At 64.4% G+C, this 17,861-nt stretch carries 14 protein-coding genes and 1 pseudogene; 5 read left to right on the plus strand and 10 right to left on the minus strand.

Annotated elements, in window-relative coordinates:
• Positions 1-458: 458 nt before the first annotated feature.
• The 3 genes and pseudogenes from VMJ11_RS12515 to VMJ11_RS12525 all read right to left on the minus strand — a co-directional run.
• Positions 459-1,205 (minus strand): GntR family transcriptional regulator, encoded by a 747-nt coding sequence (locus tag VMJ11_RS12515; RefSeq protein WP_325619725.1) that lies wholly within the window; start codon positions 1,203-1,205, stop codon positions 459-461.
• A gap of 142 nt (positions 1,206-1,347) precedes the next feature.
• Positions 1,348-2,703, minus strand: a complete 1,356-nt coding sequence (locus VMJ11_RS12520) for a pyridoxal phosphate-dependent decarboxylase family protein (RefSeq protein ID WP_325619726.1) — start codon at positions 2,701-2,703, stop codon at positions 1,348-1,350.
• Positions 2,704-2,748: 45 nt separating this feature from the next.
• Positions 2,749-3,483: pseudogene (locus VMJ11_RS12525) on the minus strand (MFS transporter); the annotation flags it as partial.
• 45 nt (positions 3,484-3,528) lie between these two features.
• On the opposite strand from VMJ11_RS12525, the gene VMJ11_RS12530 reads away from it, so the two are divergent.
• Positions 3,529-3,975 (plus strand): helix-turn-helix domain-containing protein, encoded by a 447-nt coding sequence (locus VMJ11_RS12530; RefSeq protein ID WP_325619727.1) that lies wholly within the window; start codon positions 3,529-3,531, stop codon positions 3,973-3,975.
• Between the two features lie 106 nt (positions 3,976-4,081).
• Here VMJ11_RS12530 and VMJ11_RS12535 read toward each other — a convergent pair whose 3' ends face one another.
• The 4 genes from VMJ11_RS12535 to VMJ11_RS12550 form a co-directional block, all read right to left on the minus strand.
• Positions 4,082-5,239: a porin gene (locus VMJ11_RS12535; protein WP_325619728.1), complete on the minus strand. Its 1,158-nt coding sequence runs from the start codon at positions 5,237-5,239 to the stop codon at positions 4,082-4,084.
• Between the two features lie 81 nt (positions 5,240-5,320).
• A complete protein-coding gene (locus VMJ11_RS12540; protein WP_325619729.1) occupies positions 5,321-6,724 on the minus strand; it encodes an MFS transporter in 1,404 nt (467 codons plus the stop codon).
• Positions 6,725-7,535: 811 nt separating this feature from the next.
• A complete protein-coding gene (locus VMJ11_RS12545; protein WP_325619769.1) occupies positions 7,536-8,312 on the minus strand; it encodes a M48 family metalloprotease in 777 nt (258 codons plus the stop codon).
• A gap of 697 nt (positions 8,313-9,009) precedes the next feature.
• Positions 9,010-10,833 (minus strand): cytochrome c biogenesis protein DipZ, encoded by a 1,824-nt coding sequence (locus VMJ11_RS12550; RefSeq protein ID WP_325619730.1) that lies wholly within the window; start codon positions 10,831-10,833, stop codon positions 9,010-9,012.
• A 334-nt stretch (positions 10,834-11,167) separates the two neighbouring features.
• On the opposite strand from VMJ11_RS12550, the gene VMJ11_RS12555 reads away from it, so the two are divergent.
• Positions 11,168-11,731, plus strand: a complete 564-nt coding sequence (locus VMJ11_RS12555) for a thioredoxin family protein (RefSeq protein ID WP_325619731.1) — start codon at positions 11,168-11,170, stop codon at positions 11,729-11,731.
• 334 nt (positions 11,732-12,065) lie between these two features.
• On the opposite strand, the gene VMJ11_RS12560 is transcribed toward VMJ11_RS12555, so the two are convergent.
• Together VMJ11_RS12560 and VMJ11_RS12565 are read right to left on the minus strand one after the other, a co-directional pair.
• Positions 12,066-13,109 (minus strand): alpha/beta hydrolase, encoded by a 1,044-nt coding sequence (locus VMJ11_RS12560; RefSeq protein WP_325619732.1) that lies wholly within the window; start codon positions 13,107-13,109, stop codon positions 12,066-12,068.
• Positions 13,110-13,527: 418 nt separating this feature from the next.
• Entirely contained in the window at positions 13,528-13,890 is a 363-nt protein-coding gene (locus VMJ11_RS12565; RefSeq protein ID WP_325619733.1) for a DUF4148 domain-containing protein, read from the minus strand.
• A gap of 295 nt (positions 13,891-14,185) precedes the next feature.
• Between VMJ11_RS12565 and VMJ11_RS12570 the strand changes: the two genes are divergently transcribed.
• From VMJ11_RS12570 to VMJ11_RS12580, 3 genes are all read left to right on the plus strand, one after another.
• Entirely contained in the window at positions 14,186-14,308 is a 123-nt protein-coding gene (locus VMJ11_RS12570; protein ID WP_325619734.1) for a hypothetical protein, read from the plus strand.
• A gap of 754 nt (positions 14,309-15,062) precedes the next feature.
• Positions 15,063-16,592 carry a nodulation protein NfeD gene (locus tag VMJ11_RS12575; RefSeq protein ID WP_325619735.1) on the plus strand — a complete coding sequence of 510 codons (1,530 nt, stop codon included), beginning with the start codon at positions 15,063-15,065 and terminating at the stop codon, positions 16,590-16,592.
• Positions 16,589-17,389, plus strand: a complete 801-nt coding sequence (locus tag VMJ11_RS12580) for a slipin family protein (RefSeq protein ID WP_325619736.1) — start codon at positions 16,589-16,591, stop codon at positions 17,387-17,389. The genes VMJ11_RS12575 and VMJ11_RS12580 overlap by 4 nt, the downstream gene beginning before the upstream one ends.
• Here the strand turns inward: VMJ11_RS12580 and VMJ11_RS12585 are convergent.
• Complete coding sequence (locus tag VMJ11_RS12585; protein ID WP_325619770.1) at positions 17,319-17,858, minus strand: enoyl-CoA hydratase-related protein; 540 nt, start codon at positions 17,856-17,858, stop codon at positions 17,319-17,321. The two genes, VMJ11_RS12580 and VMJ11_RS12585, sit on opposite strands and share 71 nt — an antisense overlap.
• Positions 17,859-17,861: the final 3 nt, after the last annotated feature.

Here is a 17,861-nt window from a genome sequence, read left to right on the forward strand (position 1 = left end):
ACCCCGACCGCTCTATTGTTCACAATACGGATCTGAAGAAATTTTGCGACAACGGCGCGCGCAACGATACAACGGCAATGAAGGCCGCTGTTCACCGGCTGAGCGTTGCGCACCAGGAACGACCAGACAGACTTGCTTCAAGGGGCTGAAGAGATGCGACTCCAGCTTGCGCATCTGTTCCCCGAAGAGCGTGAAATCTGGAAGGTCAGACAGACCATGACGGTCAATCCATCGCCCAATGCGTACCCGGCAACACCGCAGGTGACGCTGTCCGTCACGCACGACCAGAAGACGTGTGCGCTATCTCGGGATGGCAACCGACACGCAGTTCGAGCAAAGCTAATGCCCGTACGCTTGCGGTGATGACGGCCATCTGCCGCCGACTCGCGCTCATACGTGCGTCGCTCATGCCTGAGTCATGGGGCGGCGCATCGCAATCGCCGTCTCGCCCCGCCCCTTCACTCCTCTTCGTGCTCGCCGTCGAGCGTAGCGGCCTGCGCCGAGGCCGCTTCGCGCGGGTGCCCCATGGGCGTGTCGTTGAAGAACTCCGCCGGCAGCGTGGCGAGGAATTCGGAAAATCCCGCGTCGCCGCCCGGCGAATGTTGCGCCATGACTTCCTCGGCCGTCGCCTCGTCGCCCGAGAGCAGCGCCTGCGCGAGGCGCTGGTGATCGGCGATCACCTTCTCGCGGCGGCTCGGCGCGAGGAACAGTTTCGGGCGGTAACGCGAAATCAAACGGCGGATCGCGCGGATCTGGTCGGCCAGGTAATCGTTATGGCACGCCTGGCAGATGACCTCGTGGAATTCGGCGTTGCTGCGCGCGAAGCGGCGGGCGTCGCTCTGGTTCAGCGCTTCGACGCCTTCGTCGATCGTGCGCTGCAGCTCCACGCGCTGCGCGTCGTTCATGCGCCGCGCGGCAAGACGTGCCGAAACGGCTTCCAGCTCGTGCAAGAGTTCCAGCATGTCGCGCAGCTGCGGCACCGTCATCTTGGTGACGAACACGCCCTGGCGCGGCACGATCTGCACATACTGCTGCGCGGCGAGCTGTTGCAGCGCCTCGCGAATGGGCGTGCGCGACACGTTGAAGCGCGCGGCGAGCGCGCGCTCGTCGAGCGCCGTGCCCGGCACGAGGTCGCCGCGCTCGATTTCCGATTCCAGGAGCGCCTTGATTTCGGCCGAGCGGCTCAGTTTGGGTGGCTGACTCATTGAATGGCAGACAGTGGGGTTCAGAGAGCCGCGCTGGCAATTCGAAGCCCACAGCGGCGCTTAAAATCCATATCATACCGTGCAGGTATACCAAACGCCCATCCGTGTTACCCCAGTGGGTCTCGGTGCAAACGGCGATCCCTCAATCCGCTTGCTTCGCGTCCCGCAGCCTCGCCAGCAATTGCACGAGCGCCTGCACGTCTTCATCCCGCGTGCGCCATGACGACACGCTGATCCGCAGCGCGGGCCGCCCCTGCCAGATCGTGCCGCCGAACCACGTCTCGCCGCTCGCCTGCACCGCGCTGCGCAGGGCCTGTGTCCCGGCATCCGTGCTGCAGCGGAACAACACCTGATTCAGTACGACTCTGTTGAGCACCTCGAAGCCGAGGCGCGACAGTTCCTCACCGATCCTTTGCGCCTGCGCGTGGTGGCGCTCCACCATCTGCGCAATGCCGCTGCGGCCCAGCGTGCGCAGCGCCGCCCACACGGGAACGCCACGCGCCCGGCGCGAGAATTCGAGCGTGAGGTTCTTCTGCGCGTCTGCGCCCGCCGACATATAGACCGCGTCGCTATTCATCGCCTCGGCCAGCGCGCGTGCATCGCGGCAGATGACCATCGCGCAGTCATACGGGGTGTTCAGCCACTTGTGCGCATCAGTGGTCCAGCTATCGGCCTGCTCGATGCCCGCCGTCAACGGGGCCAGCGACGAGGTGCGCGCCCAGAGGCCAAACGCGCCATCCACATGCACCCAGGCGCCGGCCTCCCTCGCGCGCGCAATGGCCTGCGCAAACGGATCGAACCCGCCCGTATTCACTTCGCCGGCTTGCAGGCAGAGGACCGTGCGGTCATCGAGCGGCGGCAGGCGGGAAACGTCCACGCCGCCATCGGCATCGACGCTCGCATAGACGATGCGATCCAACCCGAAGCCCAGGATGCGCAGCGCCTTCTTCACCGTGATGTGGACGAGTTCCGACACCACGACCTTGATTTCCGGCGCGCCCGCCAACCCTTGGCGGTCGAAATCCCAGCCTTGCCGCGCGAGCAGCGCCCGGCGTGCCGTGGCGAGCGCGCCGAGCGTGCAGGCCGTGGCGCTCGTGCCGAACCCCACGGCGCTCTCGCGAGGCAGGTCGAGCGCGTCGAGCACCCAGCGGCCCGCGACGCGCTCCAGCGTGGCCGAGACCGGCGAGTTGTCGAACGTCGAGGCGCACTGATCCCACGCCAGCATGAGCCGCTCGACCGCGGCCGCGGCGGGCAGCGCCGCGCCGATCACGAAGCCGAAATAGCGCGGTCCGTTCGAAGCCGTGGTGGCGGGCGAGCCAATGCGGTCGAGCAATGCCAAGGTGTCTTCGGCCGGCAATCCGCTCGAGGGCAGCGGTTCGTCGAACGCCGCGAGCGCCGCGATGGCCTCGTTGGAGGGGAAAACGCGCCGCGTGGCGTTCCCTTCGATGTAGCGCAGGCCGCGTGCATCGGCGTCCGCCAGCAGTTTCAGTTCATCCATTCGTGCCTCCCAGGTTCGGGTTTCGATTCGGGTTTCAGTTCGGCCTCACGCGCGGGTGGCGGCGTTCGGCATGTGCCGCAGCGTGACGGCCCAGAACACCAGCGCACGCAGAGTCACGCCGGCGCCGAGCGCGCAGACCCCACGCCAGCCCGCCGCGGCGTAAGTCGCTGTCGTGCCGATCGCGCCTAGCCCGCTGCCAACCGCATAGAGCAGCATGTAGAGGCTGACAAGCCGGCTATGCAATTGCGCGTTGCTGCGAAAAACAAGGCACTGAATGGTCACATGCAGGGCCTGGCCGCCAAGATCGAGCAGCACGATGCCCACCAAGAGCGCCCCCAGCGATTGACCCAGTATCGACAGCGGCCGCCACGCCAGCAACAACAACGCCAGCGCGGCGGCGCTGGTGCGCTCGGCCCATCCGCGGTCGGCCCAGTGCCCGGCGCGCGCGGCGGCGGGCGCGCCCACCACGCGGCCACGCTCGTGGGGCGCGGCCGCAGCCACCGCATAGGCGATCAATCCCCGTGTCATCGCCGTGCCGAGCAAGCCGGTGCAAAGCATGCCGATCAAAAGCACCGGCACGGATCGTGCGGCACTCACCACGGCCGGCGCGGCAACCAGCGCCAGCGATTGCACGATCATCAGGCGGCGGCGCTCCACCCTGTCGCCCAGCGGCACGAGCAGCAGCAGCGCCAACGCGCACCCGGCCTGCGTGGCCGTGACCACGCCCCCAACGGCGGCACGGCCGATGCCGAAATCTCGCGCCAGCGCATCCAGCAGCGGGACGTCGCGTCCCGCGAATCAGGACCTTGCTGAAGGGAAATCGCCATGGCACGCCGTAAATCCATGAACAAGGAGAGTTGCCCCGTCGCACGCTCGGTGGACGTGATCGGCGACCGGTGGTCGCTGCTGATCCTGCGCGACGTCTTCGACGGCATCTACCGCTTTGGGGACATTCAGCGCAATCTGGGCGTGGCGCGCAACATCCTGTCCGGCCGTTTGAGCCGACTCGTCGAGGAAGGCATTCTCGAAACCCGCCCGGCGTCAGATGGCACGATCTATCAGGAGTACGTGCTAATGGCCAAGGGTGAGAGCCTGTTTCCTATCATGGTCGCACTCCAGCAATGGGGAGAACGCCATCTCTTTGGGCGCGGCGAGCGGCACTCGTGGCTCATCGACAAGGCAACGGGCAAGCCGTTGCTTTTCATGTTTCCGCAGACCAGCGACGGTCACGAACTCACGCCGCACGACACCGAGGTCAGGAGGCCCGCCTGAATTCCGCAGAAGGGTGGCCCTGCGGATCAGGCATACTAAAAGGAATCCTAAAAAAATGCGCCGGCATTCAGGCTCTCATCCCAGCTACCGGCGCGTCGCGAAACGTTTAGAACACGTGGCGAATGCCGATCTGCGTGGCGAACTGGTCGCGAGTCGTCGAGAGGCCAGCCGCCACATTCGCCTCCGGCCCGAGCGCCGGCTGGTTCAACAGGCCGGGCGTGGTCGCGAGGAAAAGGCCAGCCTGCGTGGCCGAACCGAACGCACGCTGCCAGGTGCCGAACAGGAATACGTCGGTACGCTTCGAGAGACGGTAGTCGACGCCATAGCTGAACTGGTTGTACTGCCCCTGCTTGTGCTGGTCGATCCACGCATCGCCCACGCCGAACGTCCAGAACGGCGACAGATGATATTGCACACCGGTTTCATAGACGTTGGTCACCTTGGCCACCATCGGTCCCGGGCGCGTAATGCCGTCCTGGTTCGTATAGGTGAACAGCGCGTTGATGGAGAATTTGTCGAGGTTCACCTGCCCCGCCACCGCCGCGGTATAGATCGAGTCGGCACCCGATGCCATCTGCGCGAGCGTGGCACCCGTGCCGGGGGAGGCTGCGATCGTCGTCGCGCCGCCCACGGTTCTCGTATAGGCCGCCGAGAGCGAGTACGGCGCACGGAACGTGCCGGTCGGGCTGTACTTGATACCGAAGCTCAGCACGTGCGGCGTGGCAGCCGAGTTGCCGTTGTCAAAGCCATACATGACACCGGCCTGCACGCCATTCCAGAGCGGCGTTTCATAACGCACGGCGTTTTGCACCTGCTCACCCGCGAGGCGGTCGATGTCGTTCGCGAGGTGGAACGCGTAGGCCGGCGCGAACTGTGCCACGTTCGTGTAGTACGAAACGTAGTCGTAGAGGAAGTCGTAATCGCGGCCGGCGACCATCGTGCCGAACTGGTCGCTGCGCAGACCGACATACGCACGGCGGTTGAACAGCAGGTTCGTCATCGCCATTTCGCCGTTGTTGACGAAAAATTCGCTTTCGAGGTTGAAGATCGCCTTCAGGCCGCCCCCCAGGTCCTCGTTGCCGAGCAAGCCCCAACGCGCGCCCTGGTTGATGCCGGAGGCCATGCTGACCTGGCTCGAACCCGCGGTGTTGTTGACATAGCTCACGCCGGTATCGATGATGCCGTACAGCGTGACGCTGCTTTGCGCGTACGCGCCTCCCGCCAGTGCGGCCGCTATCGCGCCCACCAAGACCTTCTTCTTCACTTGACGTTTCTCCGTGTATTGCGGGCTATTGCGCCCGCTTTTATTGCTGCTGCATTCCCGTCGGCTGCCGCCGGCCACGAACTACTTGCTGCGAGAAAGGTGACGCGAGGCGAGGAAGTAATGCACGGCCGACCACACGAGCGCCACGCTCACGGCCAGCATCGCGTAGCGAATGCCATACGCCGAAGCGTCGTGGCAGGCCGCAGCGAACGGCCCCTGAACCAGCGCGGCCGGACCATGCGCCCCGTGCGGACCGCCAACACCGCTTGCCGCGCAAACCACCTTGAACTCACCTTGGGCGAACAGGCGCGTGGCAAATCGATCGCTCAGGAATCCTACGGTTGTCGGGCCGAGTCCCTGGCCCACGAGGTTCATCAGCAGAAACACACAAGCCGATGCCGTGGCGCGCATACGGGGCTCGACGATGCCGTGCACGACTGCGAAGGTCGGGCCGTTCCACATGCTCAGCGTGACCGTGGCGACGAAGACCAGCGCGACAGCAACGGGCCATTGCCCCAGCGTGAACGCGATTGCTACGAGCGGGAAGCCGATCGCGGTGCCGAGCGCGGGCACCCAGGCATACCAGCGGCGGTCCTTCGCGCCCAGCGAGTCGGCGAGCAGTCCGCCGAGCATGTTGCCGAGAATGCCGCCCACGCCGATCATCAGACCGAAGATCAGGCCGGCCTGCGCAAAGCTGAGCCCATAAACACGCGTCAGATAGATCGGGATAAACAGGTTGATGCCGTACTGCGCGAATCCGCCTATCACGGTGCCCAGCAGCATCTGCACGAAGGCGCGGCTACTGAACAGAACCGTGAGCACTTCGCGCAGCGGCGGCACGGGAGCAGCGGCGTGCGCGCCGCCCTCTTCCGCCGCGCCGCGCCTGGGCTCGCGAAGCGTGATCCAGGCAAGCAGGCCGAAAATGAGCCCCGGCAAGCCGACCACGAAGAACACCGGCCGCCAGCCCATGTGCTGCACCATCAAGCCCCCGCCGAGCGCACCGGCAAGCACGCCGAGCGGCGGCCCGAGCGCGTAGATGGAGAGCGCGCTCGCGCGGCGGCGCGGGCCGAACTGATCGGAGATCAGCGAATGCGCAGTGGGCGTGCTGCCCGCCTCGCCAATGCCCACGCCAAGCCGGTAGATCAGCAACTGCCAGTACGCGCCGGCCGTGCCGCACAGCGCCGTCATGACCGACCAGGCGCCGATCGACAGCGCGATCAGCACGACTCGGTTGAAACGCTCGGCGAGACGCGCGATCGGCAGGCCGAGCAGCGAGTAGAAGATCGAGAACGCAAGCCCGTTGAGCAGGCCGAGCTGCAGGTCGCTCAGGTTCATCTCCATCTTCATCGCCTGGCCGACAACCGCGATGATGATCCGGTCGACGAAGCTCGATGCGTAGATCAGAACGAGAAGCAGCAGAAACCAGCTGCGGTACCAGCCGGCTTCAGACCTGGCTCCCATGTTCTGGGCTGTCAGTTCCTTCATTTGTGGTGTCTCCAGGGTGAGCTTCAGGTAGCGGGCTACTCGCCTTTTGTATGCCACAAAGCTTCTGTGGGATTTTTTATGGATTCTCTAGCATAACTTTTGGGCGCGCAAGAATAACTCGCGTCAAAGGCATCATCGTTTTCACTAGGGGGAACTCGTCTTATCAATTGCGTGCATGACGACCGGACGAGGCACGCGGCGCGCAAACGCCCGCGGGTTCAGGCGCTTGCTGCGGCAAGGCCGGTGACGGGAAGCAGGAGGGATAGTGAGACGAGGTGTATCGCGCGCCAGTATACGCATGACAGAAAGTTGCGCGCGCAACGAAGCCAGCAAATTTGTAACAAGGCTGGGCCGTTGGCATATCTAGGGCCGGGTGCTGTTTTCGACGGCTTTGAGGCGCAGTCCCGGCCACGAGATTAAGCCTTGCTGGATCTCGCGCGGCCTATGGCAAGACCGCCTGTTCCCGGCCTACATGGTGGGGTCAATGGGAGAAGGCGCCGCCCCGCACTCCTCGATCGGCTTACCGGCTTCGAGCTAGGGGAGCTCGCTGAAGTGTCCGAAAACAGGCGAGATTGTTCTGGTCAGGAATGGAAGGAAAGGCCGAAGCGAGCGCTGGATCAGGATAGAAAGGGCAGCGAGATAACCGCGGCGGTGGTACAGAGGGCGGGACCGGAGCATTCCAGCACCGTGCCCGCCAACCGCTGCGCACGCTGCAGAAGTTGCGGTCGCGATGAGAACGACGGTTACCGGTCAGCCGGACCACGACCACAGTGTCCATCTCACTCGTACCGCAACCACTTGCTCACCGCGTTCAGCCTTCGCTGTCGATCCGGCTCTGGATATGAGTAGCGCGGCTTGGCGAGGACGGATGTGAATCCAGCATTGAACTGTGCCCTCCGTCCAGCTTCGAGAGTTTCTCGAATGCCGTGACCAGACCTTTCCGATTCATATTCTTCTGTTTGAGAACGTCAAACGAAAAGTCGTCCGCTGCACTTTCCTGTGACTGGGAGAACTGGGCATTGATGAGTTTTTCGGCCAGATCCCCCATCTGCGAGCTGCTGAGCGCAGACACCGCCGCATTACCCGTTGCGCCCGCGGCGCCCCGGACGGCACTCACGGAGTAGGCGACCTGCATCGCTTTTTTCGTGTGGCCCAGCGCGACATGCCCCATTTCGTGACCGACCACACCTCTCAGTTCGTCGTCGTTCATCATGTCCATCAAACCGCTGTAGACGCGCACACAGCCATTGCCCATAGCCCACGCGTTGACGTCACGAGTCATGTAGACCTTGTAGTTGATCTTCTGCCCATTGAGCGTCATGTCACCGAACCCCTGCATTACGACTGCAAGGCGTTTCGCGTATTTGCTGCCCGGCTGCGCAATAGTGGCCTTTTGGTCACTTGCCTTACACGCCTCATTCGAGAGCGCGATGATATCGCTATCGGACAGCGTTGCCGCCTTGAACGCATTGGTACCTGCTGCAGCCATTCCGTTCGGATCCATGCCCGCCATACCACCGCAGGCAGCCAGCCCCGTAGCCATTGCCCCCGCAACACACAAAGCCTTGATGTTCGTCTTTATTTTCATCATTTCTTTCACCTTCAGTCCTTGCAACACAAGCGTCATTGAGATTACGTGAATTTAATGCCGACTTCAGGCTTGCAACGACAACTCGTCCAAATACCGGACTATGGCATTTTCGACTTGTCTATAGGAAGCCTAAATTCACTATAGCAAGCATTCATTTATCGTTTTGTCAAAAAGTGTCAACGTTGTGAGTATCAAGCGGAATAGTCTTTTCTTAGCGGTTAAGGAGACTGAATGGGTCTTTCGGAGGCGAGCACGGTGGTGCTTCCAATAGATGACGAGTCTATTGGCTGCGAGGCACGCACGGACTGGCATGCCGATGGCTGGCTGGAGCGTACGGATGCCCGATCAGTCGCGCAATGCCTTGTCACGTTAAGGCCATGGGCTGAAGGGTCGTCAAGTACAACGACCATTCAAAGAATGGCGAATCAAATCTTTTCAATGCCGGCAAATGCACATCAGGATTCGAATCAACGCTATATCGAGATGGAGTATGAGTATTGGAATGCCCGATATATCTGCTGCCTTTCCATTCAGGTTCTCGGGTGCCTGCGAGCTTGTCCTCATTACCCGCCCATGTATAGCGCGACAAGAACCCGCAGTAAGCTCCGCAAAGCAAACGCCACCATGATCGTGAAAACACGGTGGCGTTGCGTTTCCAGGAGCGGCGCGAGGCGCCGTGGGCCGCCTCGGCGTATCAGCCGAACGTGAAGGTGTAGACGTGAACGCCCGGATCGAGGAAGCGGATCTCGAAGGTGTGATCCCCGATGGGCCCGGCCTGGCGCACGAGCTGATACAGGCGCGCGCTCGTCGCGATGCCGGTGCCGTCCGCGGCCACATCGGCGCCGTGTGCGGCACCGGGCGGCGCGCCGTCTATGCTGATGCGAAAACGCACAGGCTTGCCATCCGCGGAAGGCGCCAGAACGAGATGCAGATCGCGCGCATGGAAGCGATACGCGATGCTCGCCTGCGGGGCCGCGACCACCGCGGACTCGGCGCCGACGCTCCATTGCCCCCCGAACGCCCATTCGTTCACCGCGAGCTGCGTGGGCAGCGTATAAGCCGCGGCCGCATCGGGCTGCACGCGCTGCAGGTTGGCGTTGCCTTGTGCCTCGCGATAACCCACATACGTTTCCCCCGAGCCAATATCGCGCTGATCCGCCGGCGCCAGCGCGCCGCCCGCCTGGGGCGGTTGCGCGGCGGCCGTGGGCGTCGCGCGGCCGTTGTCGGCCAGCAATTGCCGGATCGTCTGCTCGGCCTCGCCGTAGCCGCCCTCGCCGAAGTGGTGATAGCGGATCCGGCCCTGCGCATCGACGATATAGAACGCCGGCCAGTACTCGTTGCCGAACGCTCGCCAGATGCCGTAATCGCTATCGACGGCAACGGGGTACTGGATATTCAGGTCTGCCAATGCATGCCTGACGTTGCCCGTGTCATGCTCGAAGCCGAATTCCGGCGTATGCACGCCGATCACGACGAGGCCGTCGTCGTGGTAGCGGGCCGCCCAGGTCTTCAGGTACGGCAAAGTCCGCAAACAGTTGATGCACGAGTAGGTCCAGAAGTTGACCACCACGACCTTGCCGCGCAGCGTATCGGGCGTGAGCGGCGCGGAATTGAGCCACGCGGTCGCGCCGTCGAGCGAAGGCAGGCGCCCTTCCACCGGCAGCGCGGAGGCGGGCGCGGGAGCAGGCATCGACACGCGCACGATGTAGGCCGACTGCGCCGCTTCTCCCGATAGCGAATCGCTCCCGGTGCGCGCCGCTCGCAACGTTTGCCGCACCTGCGGCGCGGCGGCGGGCGAGGCAAGCAGCCCGACGAGCCGCGCTTCCAGGCCCTCGGTCGGTGCGCCCGGCACGAGCGCCAGCACGCGCGTGTCCACGCCCAGCGCGATCGCGCCGACCGTGAGGAGCACGAGCGCACCCATCGCACGGCGCAAATGCTCGCCGAGGCCGAGCGAGCGCTTGAGCACGGCCATTGCACGTTGACCGAGGCCCGCTACCACCGCGAGCGAACTGGCTGCGCCCACGGCATAGGCCGCGAGTGCGCTCCATGTTTGCCAGGTGACGCCATGGCGGACCGCGCCCGTGAGAATCAGACCCAGGATCGGCCCCGCGCACGGCGCCCAGAGCAAGCCCGTCGCCGCGCCGAGCAGCACGGCGGAGCCGATCTGGCGCGATGCGCCGTGCTCGTGCGAGCGCGCCATGAAGCGATCGGCGAGCGCCGTCAACGGCCCGGACAATCGTGCGGCAAGCGCGGGAAACAGCAGTGCCGCGCCGAACAGCGCGAAAAGCGCGAGCGCGATCCAGCGTCCGTACTGGCTCAATTGCGCCGCGCCGTTCAGGCCGGCCGCGCCGAGCCCCGTAAGCAGCGCGAACGTGCCCGCGAGGCCGAGCAGCATCGGCAGGCGGCCGGTGACGAAAGGCTGGTCGGAGCGCGCGAACACGAATGGCACGACCGGCAGGATGCATGGGCTCAGGACGGTGAACACACCGCCCACGAACGCGATGACGATGAGTAACATGAGTTCGCTCTCCAGACGAAAGTCGGCGGGACGGACCGGCGACGCAGGGCGCGTCGCATCCGGCACATCGGTGCGTATGCGGTATTTCAGCGCGCGCATGTATCGCGGGCATGTCTGGAACCTGCGCGTCGTGCAACGCCATGTATCACGCCGCGGCGCAGATACAGGCGGATACAAATCCGCTTCGACGGCATGCGGCTTCGCACGGTTTGTATCTCAACGTATCGCGGTGTCGCGGGGACACACTACGTTTCAACAGCGTCGCGGCGGGACATCTGGCAGATACGTGCGTGCGCTCCAATAGGCTCGTACGTCCATTCAAGGAAAACCCGCCATGATCTCCCGCATCAAAATCGCCGCCGTTGCCGCGGGTCTCGCCGCTACCGCCGCGCTCGCCGCCTTCGCGTCCACCGACGAGCCGCCAAGCGGCATGGCCACGGTGCAAACCGGCGCGAGCGCACCCAACTTCACGGGCATCAACACCTGGATCAACAGCGCGCCGCTCGACCTGAAGCAGCTTCACGGCAAGGTCGTGCTCGTCGACTTCTGGACCTTCGACTGCATCAACTGCGTGCACACGCTTCCCTACGTCAAGCAATGGGACGCGCGCTATCGTGACAAGGGGCTCGTGGTGGTCGGCGTGCACACGCCCGAGTATTCGTTCGAGCGCGATACCGCGAACCTGAAGAAGGCAATCAAGCAATACGGCATTACATATCCGGTCGCGCAGGACAACGGCTATGCGACGTGGAACGCCTATGGCAACCAGTACTGGCCAGCGCTTTATCTGATCGATCAGAACGGCAAGCTCGTCTATAGCCATTTCGGCGAAGGGGATTACACGCAGACGGAGCAGAAAATTCGCGCGCTGCTTGGAATCAACGACAAGCAGGGTTGATAGCATGCGGCCGCCGACCCCGCAACGAGTCAGCGGCACATCAAGAAGACTTCTTGCGATTGCGAACTCGATGCAACGCGTCTCGCGCAATTGTCCCGGGCATGCCGCGAATTTCTTGGGGCGCCGTAGATACATGGCGGCGCTAGCGCTTCACCATCAGTCGCACGGTTGTCGCCCGGCGTGTCGATGTCACGCTTGAAATTAATCGGATTGCTTATGATTTTGGCAGATCGACGACTGTCGTGCCGCCCGGAACCGGCAACGCCCAAGGCTGAGCGGCCTCGATCGCAACCGGATTGCCGGGCACAACGCGCCGAGCGGCGGCGCCTCACAGTCACAGATGCGTGACCTGCACGATAGCCTGCGCAAACGCCCTCGGCGCTTCTTGCGGGAGATTGTGCCCAATACCGCCTTCGATGGTCTGGTGCAGATACTTGCCCGTGAACTTCTTCGCGTAAGCGGCCGGCGCGGGATGTGGCGCGCCGTTGGCATCGCCTTCTAGCGTGATGGTCGGCACCGTGATGGGCGGCGAGGAAGCAAGGCGCTGCTCGATGCTGTCGTATTTCGATTCGCCTTGTGCAAGGCCAAGCCGCCAGCGGTAGTTGTGGATCACGATGGCCACGTGGTCCGGATTCTGGAACGAAGCTGCGGTACGCTCGAAGGTCGCATCGTCGAAGTTCCACTTCGGCGATGCGAGTTGCCAGATCAGCTTGTTGAAGGCATCGAGGTTTTGCGCGTAGCCCAGCGCGCCGCGTTCCGTCGAGAAGTAGAACTGATACCACCACTGGAGTTCCGCTGCCGGCGGCAACGGCTTGCGATTCGCCTCCTGGCTGCCGATCAGATAGCCGCTCACCGAAACCAGCCCCTTCACACGCTCGGGCCACAGCGCGGCGATGATATCCGCCGTGCGCGCGCCCCAGTCGTAGCCGCCGAACACGGCCTGATCGATCTTGAGCGCATCCATGAGCGCGACGATATCGACGGCGGTGACGGCCTGCTGGCCATTGCGCATCGTATCGGCCGAGAGAAAGCGCGTCGTGCCGAAACCACGCAGATACGGCACGATCACGCGATAGCCGGCCGCGGCCAGCAACGGCGCGACCTCGACGTAGCTGTAGATGTCGTATGGCCAGCCGTGCAGCAGAAACACCACCGGGCCATTCTTCGGCCCCGCTTCAGCGTAGCCCACGTTGAGCAGGCCCGCATCGATCTGCTTGATCGGGCCGAACGATACGCCGCTGCCCGTGCGCGTGTTGCCTTCCGTGCCGCCAGCCGACTGCGCGTGCGCGAGACCGCCAAACGCGAGGTCCGCGAGCGTGAAGCCGGCCAGCGTAGTACCGAGAAGGCGACGACGCCGGACGTTGACGGGATCTGACATGACCTATTCTCCTTTTCGTTTGCATGCAGGCCGAGCCCGACCGGCCTGGCCTCGTGAATTCGCCATCGTCGGCAGATCGGTCGATCGTGCTCGTGGCGATGACTCATCCGCCTCTACGAATTTATAGTCGAGCCGGAAAATTGCTTTGTATCCCAATGTGTCTTCATGAAGCACATACACAAAGCGAATCAAAAAGCGCCCGCGCGCCCATACGTGGCAACGCTGCGCAACGCGAATCGAATACGAACGGTACGGCCAGGCCGATCAGTGTGGCCGGGTTCACGGACAAGCGATTCGTCAGCGCCTCGCAGGCCGGCACGTTGCTTTTCTGCGAGGCGCATTCACGCTTGCGTGGAGATGGCCGAAGCCGCGAAGCCTGCCGTCGCGCGGCCCGCTTCGCGACACGGTGCCGCGCGCATTACGAGTGAGCGTAGATCGGCTCGAGGCCGACCGCATCCTGATCCGGCACGCTCACGCCAGCGTTCGATACAGCGCGGGCGGTCGTCCGGCTGCCTGCTGCCGTTGTGCCCAGTGCTACGCCACCGAATGCCGACGCCGATGCCGATGCCGTGGCGCCGCTTTCGGCGCTGATGCGCGCCAACGTGGTCTGCAGATGGGCGGGGTATTGCGTGTAGTCGCTGGACTCGCGGTAGCCGGCCTTCTGGAGTTGCACGAGTTCGGCCTTCACTTCGGCGCGGGTGACCGGCTGGCTCGATTGTGCGAACGAGAGCACGGGAACGGCAACGAGCGCAGCGATGGCGAGGGATCGAACGAGCTTCATGGTGTTTCTCCTGACGTTGGTTGGGCGGCTAGCGCACTGTCGTGAATCAACCTTGCGTAGGAGACATTTGAACGCCGCCATGTATCTGGCTTGTTTGCGCGTGCGCCCTTTTTGCAAACGCGGTTGTCGGGAATGCGGCTGGATACAGTGTGATACCACAAGCCAACCACCAATAAGGGGACACATGAAAGGCTTTGTTGCACCGCACATATTTTTTTGATCAGCATTGCATTCCGTCCCGAACTCCCTATAATAGGGTTAACCCTTAGGTGCATACCCTTACAGAGAGGAAATCATGGGTGCAATCGTCGAAAATGTGGCTCGAATCCTTGCTGCACTGCGTCGTCTCGGCGTCGAAGCAATGAACCGCCACCTGGACTACTGCGAACTGCTCGCCGAAGCCCAGCGCCGCTGGTAAGCGGCGGGTAAGACCCGGGCGCCCGACCATCGCGAACGCCTCCCGGCAGCGCGTCGGGGCGATCGCAGTTTCGCCGGCGCGCATCGAGCGGCCGGGATTCATGTAGCGCCCAGCGATGTCTCGATTTCCGGGGCATCCGCCCGCACCGAATCTGCCTCGCCGTCCCGGCGAGGCCGGAATCTCCCGGCAAGTTGTCGCGGGATTACGCAAAACGCGCCGCGGCCGCGCGAATCGCGCATGTCCGATCCCTGGCATTGCCAATCATGTGGGTCGCGTAGGCGCGTGCTTAGCGCACCGGCACCCCTATGACGGGCCGGTTGCCATTGCCCTCAATATCGCTGCGCCGTCTGCAGGCAGAACCCAGTAGCGTTCGCCGGCGGCGTCGCTGGCGTCTGTCTGTTCGCGGCGCATCGCCGCGCCCTCAACAGCGCCCTTGCGGGCACAACGGTTCGATACCGCCGGGGTTGCTCAACAGCGTGTTCCACCAGCCAATCAGGCTGTGAATCATCGAGGGGCTTTGCGTGCAAACGGAGAGATTCGCGGCCGTTTCGTCCGTTGCATTCGAGGCGGTGCAAGGCGCACGCAGCGCAACGCTCGACGTGCATTCGAACCGCCAGCGCACCGCCGCGCCTGGGCTTTGTCACCGTCCGCGAGCCGGTTCGCGCTTTGCCAGGAAAGCGCCTAATCTTCAGATATCGGCTCTTGCCCCATCTTCGGACCGGAGCGCGCTGGCGCGCGCCGTCCGGACGTCCCGATGCGCGATCATCACGCCTCGTCTGCCGCGGTGCACGACGCGCCGCCCTCTCATCCGCAGCATCCGTTGGCGGCGCGGCTGGCCCGCGCCGTGTTGTTCGCCGCACTGCTCATCGCATGCGCAGCCGTCGCGGCAGTGGCTGCGCGCGCCGCGACGTCGCCCGTCGTCGTCATGACCGTCAACGGCGCGATCGGGCCGGCGAGCGCCGATTTCATCGTCCGCTCGCTCGAACGGGCCGCGCGCGAGCGTGCGCCCCTCGCGATACTCGAACTCGATACGCCCGGCGGCCTCGATACCTCGATGCGCCAGATCATCAAGGCCATCCTGGCCTCGCCGGTACCCGTTGCGGCATTCGTTGCGCCAGGCGGCGCGCGCGCGGCGAGCGCGGGCACCTATATCGTCTACGCGAGCCACATCGCGGCAATGGCGCCCGGCACCAACCTCGGCGCGGCTTCGCCCGTGCAGCTCGGCGTGGGCGCAGGCGGCGCGCCGGCCGGTGGGCCCGAAGCCCCCGCAGGGAACGCAGGCTCGTCGGGTGCATCAGGCGCTTCGAGCACATCGGGCGCGCAAGCCGAAGACAGCGCATCCACCGAAACCCGCAAGATCATGCACGACTCCGCCGCCTACATTCGCGGCCTCGCGCAACTGCGCGGGCGCAACGCCGTGTGGGCGGAGCGCGCGGTGCGCGAAGCCGTGAGCCTCTCGGCCGACGAAGCGCGCGATCAGCACGTCATCGACCTGATCGCGCAGGATCCCGCCGACCTCGCACGGCAGCTCGACGGCCGCGTCGTCACGACCGCGGCCGGCACGTTGCGGCTCGCCACCGCGCACGCGCCGCTCGAAGTCGTCGCACCCGACTGGCGCAACCGCTTCCTCTCGATCATCGCCGACCCGAACGTCGCGCTCATCTTGCTGACGATCGGCATCTACGGCCTCTTCTTCGAATTCGCCAACCCCGGCTTCGTGCTGCCCGGCGTGGCGGGCGCAACCTGCCTGCTGATCGGCCTCTTCGCCATGCAATTGCTGCCCGTGAACTACGCGGGCCTCGCCCTCGTGCTGCTTGGGCTCGCCTGCCTCGTTGCAGAGGCGTTTCTACCGACCTTCGGCGTACTGGGCTTCGGCGGCATCGTGGCGTTCGCGATCGGCGCGCTCATGCTCATCGATACCGACGTGCCCGGCTACGGCATCCCGTTGCCGCTCATCGCGGGCCTCGCGTTGGGCGGCGCGGCGTTCGTCGCCGCGGTGTCGAGCGTGGCGCTGCGCGCGCGGCGGCGGCCCGTCGTCACCGGCGCGGAGGCCATGGTCGGCAGCATCGGCGAAGTGATCGACGACGGCCTGCACCCCGATTCCCGCCCGGGCCGTGCGCCTTCGGCCACGGGCTGGGCGCGCGTGCACGGCGAACGCTGGCGTGTCGCGTGCGCGGCGCCCCTCGCCGCCGGCAGCCGCGTGCGCGTGACCGCTCGCAGCGGCCTCACGCTCACCGTCACGCCGCTGCACGACACGACATCCAACGAGGGAGAACGTTCATGATCGGCTACACGTTCGGCTTCACGAGCCTCCTGTTCGTGCTGGCGGTGCTGCTCGTCGTATCGTCCATCCGCGTCTTCAAGGAATACGAGCGCGGCGTCGTGTTCATGCTGGGGCGCTTCTGGAAGGTCAAGGGGCCCGGGCTCGTGCTCATCATCCCGATGGTTCAGGTGGCCGTGCGCATCGACCTGCGCACCGTGGTGTTCGACGTGCCCTCGCAGGACGTCATCACGCGCGACAACGTTTCGGTGAAGGTCAACGCCGTGGTCTACTTTCGCGTGGTCGACCCGGAGAAGGCGGTGATCCAGGTCGCGCGCTACATCGAGGCGACGAGCCAGCTCGCGCAAACCACGTTGCGCTCCGTGCTCGGCAAGAACGAACTCGACGCGCTGCTCGCCGAGCGCGAGCAACTGAATGCCGACATCCAGAAGACGCTCGATGCGCAAACGGACACGTGGGGCATCAAGGTATCGAATGTGGAGATCAAGCACGTCGACCTGAACGAAACGATGGTGCGCGCCATCGCACGCCAGGCCGAAGCCGAACGCGAACGCCGCGCGAAGGTGATCCACGCGGAAGGCGAACTGCAGGCGTCCGAAAAATTGCTGCAGGCCGCGCAACGGCTCGCGCTGCAGCCGCAAGCCATGCAACTGCGCTATCTGCAGACGCTCACGACGATCGCCGCCGACAAGAACTCGACCATCGTCTTCCCGCTGCCGATCGAGCTGCTCAACGCGCTGATCGATCGCGGGGATCGAGGAGATCGAGGCGATCACGCGAGCACCCCACCCGCCCGTTGACCGATCCGGCTCCGGCCATGCCCACCGTACGCATAAGCTCAGCGTGCAGTTCACCTTGCGGAAGTAAAAGGCTCGATGCGAACTCCGGCACGAGGCCGAGTGCTACAAAGGGCGACGCGAGCCTCGCATCGTCGGCGATGTAGACCAGGTCGCAATGCAGCAGCATCGTCACACCAATGCCGACGGCAACCCCTGTCACGGCAGCCACCACTGGTTTGTCGAAGGCACTCAGGGCCTCCATGAACCGGAACGGCGGCCAATCATTGATCGCCACGCCCGGCGCTGGCGCCCCCTCCAGAAAATCGGCGATATCGTTACCGGCGGTAAAGACGCCCGGCTCCCCTTCGATCACGACTGCCCGAACCGAGTCATCGTCACGCGCAGCCTCCAGAGCGTCGGCCATCGTGCGATACATGGACAACGTCAGTGCGTTTTTCTTTTCCGGGCGGGTAAAGCGGATCGTCAGTATGGA

This window comes from Paraburkholderia sp. (assembly GCF_035501035.1).
Taxonomy (GTDB): Bacteria; Pseudomonadota; Gammaproteobacteria; order Burkholderiales; family Burkholderiaceae; genus Paraburkholderia.

Coding starts and splice junctions, on each gene's coding strand:
- VMJ11_RS12545 (WP_325619769.1), bottom strand. CDS start 8,312: ATGAAAATAAAGACGAACATCAAGGCTTTGTGTGTTGCGGGGGCAATG.
- VMJ11_RS12540 (WP_325619729.1), bottom strand. CDS start 6,724: ATGAAGGAACTGACAGCCCAGAACATGGGAGCCAGGTCTGAAGCCGGC.
- VMJ11_RS12555 (WP_325619731.1), top strand. CDS start 11,168: ATGATCTCCCGCATCAAAATCGCCGCCGTTGCCGCGGGTCTCGCCGCT.
- VMJ11_RS12520 (WP_325619726.1), bottom strand. CDS start 2,703: ATGGATGAACTGAAACTGCTGGCGGACGCCGATGCACGCGGCCTGCGC.
- VMJ11_RS12575 (WP_325619735.1), top strand. CDS start 15,063: ATGCGCGATCATCACGCCTCGTCTGCCGCGGTGCACGACGCGCCGCCC.
- VMJ11_RS12565 (WP_325619733.1), bottom strand. CDS start 13,890: ATGAAGCTCGTTCGATCCCTCGCCATCGCTGCGCTCGTTGCCGTTCCC.
- VMJ11_RS12560 (WP_325619732.1), bottom strand. CDS start 13,109: ATGTCAGATCCCGTCAACGTCCGGCGTCGTCGCCTTCTCGGTACTACG.
- VMJ11_RS12580 (WP_325619736.1), top strand. CDS start 16,589: ATGATCGGCTACACGTTCGGCTTCACGAGCCTCCTGTTCGTGCTGGCG.
- VMJ11_RS12530 (WP_325619727.1), top strand. CDS start 3,529: ATGGCACGCCGTAAATCCATGAACAAGGAGAGTTGCCCCGTCGCACGC.
- VMJ11_RS12550 (WP_325619730.1), bottom strand. CDS start 10,833: ATGTTACTCATCGTCATCGCGTTCGTGGGCGGTGTGTTCACCGTCCTG.
- VMJ11_RS12515 (WP_325619725.1), bottom strand. CDS start 1,205: ATGAGTCAGCCACCCAAACTGAGCCGCTCGGCCGAAATCAAGGCGCTC.
- VMJ11_RS12570 (WP_325619734.1), top strand. CDS start 14,186: ATGGGTGCAATCGTCGAAAATGTGGCTCGAATCCTTGCTGCACTGCGT.